This is a genomic window from uncultured Rhodoblastus sp. (assembly GCF_903903185.1).
Classification (GTDB): Bacteria; Pseudomonadota; Alphaproteobacteria; order Rhizobiales; family Beijerinckiaceae; genus Rhodoblastus.
On the sequence record NZ_CAIUXT010000056.1, the window covers coordinates 1 to 3238 of the forward strand.

Here is a 3238-nt window from a genome sequence, read left to right on the forward strand (position 1 = left end):
CGGGCAAGGTCGATGTCGGATCGGTTCGCAAGCACCAGCGTCGGCCGCTGGTCATCGGCGCCACCGAACCGGCGCACCTCGACGATGCCACCGATGGGTGGGGCATGGGTGAAGGCTTCGGTATCCCGAAACCGCACATGGTGAGCGCGGCCATCCGTGCCGTCGATCACGGCATAGGCTTCCCCGGTCAGTTCGTCATGCAGGCCTTTGTCCACGAGCCCGCCGATGATCGGCGACGTCGCGGCGCCCGTGTCGATGACATAGTCGGCGACGCCGCGCTCGAAGCCATTGTCGGTGAAGGCGCGGTGCATGGTCTTGATGATGTCGCCGCGCATGCCGAGATCGCGGAGGCTTCGTTCCGCTTCGAGCCCGACCATCCATTCGCCGGGGCCGGCGGGCGTGGCCAGCCCCATTGTTTCCAGATGCTGGAGGCGGCCGATCATGAGCCGGCGGGTCTCTGGATCGGCCGCGCCCGTATGCTCCGGGCGGAGATCGATGTACCCGGTCTCGTCGGCGGCCATGCGTATCTCGGTGTCGAGCCGGGTCCAGCGCTCGGCGCCGACATCGCGCTCAAGTGCGGAGCGGATTTCATGCTCGGGTTTGGGGCCAAGTTCGATCGCTACAAGCTCCTCGGCGCGGGAGCGCAAGCCGCGGCTGATATAGTCGCGGGAAATCACGAGGTCCTGGCCGGTCTCATCGACGCCGCGCACCAAAAGATGGACATGCGGATTGTCGGTGTTCCAGTGATCGACGGCGATCCAATCGAGCCTGGTCCCAAGGTCGGCTTCCATCTGCCGCGTGAGGTCTCGCGTGAAAGCTCGGAGATCGGTCATCTCGGCGGCGTCTTCGGGTGAGACGATGAAGCGGAAGTGGTGGCGGTCATCCTTCGTTCGATCGGCAAATCCAGCATCATCGGCGCGGTCGGTCTCGGCATCGAACATGCGCGCCTTCTCGCCGTCGCGCGTAACGCCCTCGCGCTTCAGATAGGCGACATGCGCCGACATAGGCGCGGAGCGGAAGGCGCGTCCCTGATGGCGCGCGACGCGGGCTTTCACCACGACGCGGCGGGTGGGCGTGAACAATCGGTTGCGGCTGAACGCGAGCCGCCCACGCCCGAAAGTCGAGCGGCCAAGGCCGGTCGGCTTGCCGGGACCAGATTGCGGAGCGGTATGGCCCGCCCTCTTCGCGGCGCGCAGCACCTGGTTGACGAAGCTCTTGGAATTGCCGGCGCGGGTGCCGCGGATGCGGCCGGGACGAACGCGGAAATCCTCGCCGGAGCCGCTCATGCGCGGAATCCCGGGCCTGGAAAGTGGGTGGTGCCGCCAATTCCATTGAAATCATTGGTATTCTGCCTGGGAGCGGCACGCGACCCGACCGAGCGGCACGGAGAAAGACAAGCCCGTTCAAGGGCTTGGATGACGCCCGGAGACCCGCTTTTATCTAGCCGTCGTTTGGTCGTGTTGCCCTGTCCACCCCTCTCCATCGTCAAACCCACGATGTAGTCCGCCAGCGTCCGAAGAAATGCGCCATCGCTCACCGGGGCCGCTCCCGAGCAGAGATTCGCACGAAGAGGCTGTCTGAACGCGGCACGAGAGCCGACATATCGACGACGCGACGCAAGCCTGGTGAACGGTTCGGCCGCGCCGATGCCGCCGCATCATCGACACCTGGAGCGCCTTCGTCTTGTCCCACAAAGATTGGTCCCTCGGTCCGGGAACGCGGGACCGAAGCGATTGCAATAGCGCCCGTGATCGGCCCTTTACCGATCAGCGGTGCGATCGCGGCGACATAGGCTCGCGTTTCCTTCGGGAGCGGTCGGCCGGTCGCCAAATGGTCCTCATACCGTCCCGGTCCGGCATTATAGGCGGCTAGAAAACCGGGCGAACCGTAGCGATCGTGAAGCTCTCGCAGAAAGGCCGCGCCGGCCAGAATATTGTCGTGCGGATCGTATGGATTGGCGCCGAGGCCGTGACGAGCGCGCAGGCTCGCCCAAGTCGCCGGCATGATCTGCATCAAGCCCATCGCGCCTTTCGGAGAGAGGGCGTGGATGTCTTTCCCGCTCTCGGCATGCATGACGGCGCGGATCCACGATACGGGAATTCCAAACCGCTGTGACGCTTCGCCGACAAACGCCGCGAAGGGATCGGCGACGCGCATGACAGATGCGGCTTTGCCCTGCGCGAATGCCGCCGACTCGAAGGGCGTGTTACCCGGCATGCCCATCATCGCGATGATGGCGGTCGCAATGGCTGTCGGACGGGCGCGCGATCGGTCGAAGATCTGACATGAGCTGACCAGCGGATGCGCGGCTGCGTGACGAGTTGCTGTGTGCATGGGTCAGGCTCGCTCGTCGCGCTTCGCCGGACGGTTCCAGAGCAGATTGAAACTCGATCCCTTGGCTTCAGCCTGGAACAAATTCGCGCGGATGGGCTGAGTGAAGACCGGATCGTCGATCAGCAACGAGACATAAGCTCCGGCCTTCTCGCCGGTGCGCTTCCAGGCGGCGCCAACTTCCGGGCCGTCGGCGCTGTCGCCTGCGTGAATCCGAAAGTCCGGCGCGTTCTCGCCGTCCCCGGCATTGGCCGGAACGAGGGTGAGTTCGACATCGATCGTGAGCGTACGCAGCCGGCCGCAATAGCCGTCTCGGGTGCGAGTGAAAGTACCGATGCAGTCCATGTGGTCATCCTTTCCATTGCAGGGTTGCGGTGGCCTCAGTGCGTCGCGGCACGCCACACGAAGCGGCCGTCGTCTCCTTCATCGGTCCAAAGAGGAACCGCCCGACCGACGATCGCACTGGCGGGGAGTGGGCCGAAATACCGGCCGTCCAGACTGTCGGGGACGCCGGGGTTCATCAGAAAAACGTCCCCGGTGGCGACGGTCCGACAGCCTTGCCAGTCGGGGAGATCGCGTCCACGCCGGTCGCGGGCTTGCGCATCGCCGACCTCGACTTGATCGATGGTGATGCGCAGCCCATGCCGGCAGACGCTCTGTCCCGGCAGTGCCAGAACACGTTTCATCAAGGGCACGCCGCGCGGCAGGTAGCCGCCATCGGCGAGGAAGCTCGCGATGGGTTCCGGCGGCATGACGGCGACAAGTTCGGTGTCGCGCAGCGCGCCTGGCGGCCGCACGGCGTAGAGGCCGATCGGGGTGCTCGCGCTGGCGTTCCAGATGAGCCTGGGAAGAGGCTTGACGAACGCGACGCCCACGGTCGCCATCGCCGAAAAATAGGTGGCCCTGA

4 protein-coding genes are annotated in these 3238 nt (G+C 65.3%); all 4 read right to left on the minus strand.

The window, feature by feature from the left end:
- A partial coding sequence (locus QZY01_RS04585) for a DUF3363 domain-containing protein (RefSeq protein WP_294533928.1) occupies nt 1-1286 on the minus strand: 1286 nt, incomplete at its 3' end.
- Nucleotides 1287-1533: 247 nt separating this feature from the next.
- The gene (locus tag QZY01_RS04590) at nt 1534-2334 is read right to left on the minus strand and encodes a lytic transglycosylase domain-containing protein (RefSeq protein ID WP_294533930.1); all 801 of its coding nucleotides are present in this window, start codon (nt 2332-2334) and stop codon (nt 1534-1536) included.
- A gap of 3 nt (nt 2335-2337) precedes the next feature.
- Nucleotides 2338-2676 (minus strand): DUF736 domain-containing protein, encoded by a 339-nt coding sequence (locus tag QZY01_RS04595; RefSeq protein ID WP_294533933.1) that lies wholly within the window; start codon nt 2674-2676, stop codon nt 2338-2340.
- Nucleotides 2677-2711: 35 nt separating this feature from the next.
- The coding region (locus QZY01_RS04600; protein ID WP_342394874.1) for a S26 family signal peptidase at nt 2712-3238 on the minus strand (527 nt) is incomplete at its 5' end.

Bases quoted from the DNA above. Each gene is read 5' to 3' on its own strand.
- QZY01_RS04590 (WP_294533930.1), bottom strand. From the start codon at position 2,334: ATGCACACAGCAACTCGTCACGCAGCCGCGCATCCGCTGGTCAGCTCA.
- QZY01_RS04595 (WP_294533933.1), bottom strand. From the start codon at position 2,676: ATGGACTGCATCGGTACTTTCACTCGCACCCGAGACGGCTATTGCGGC.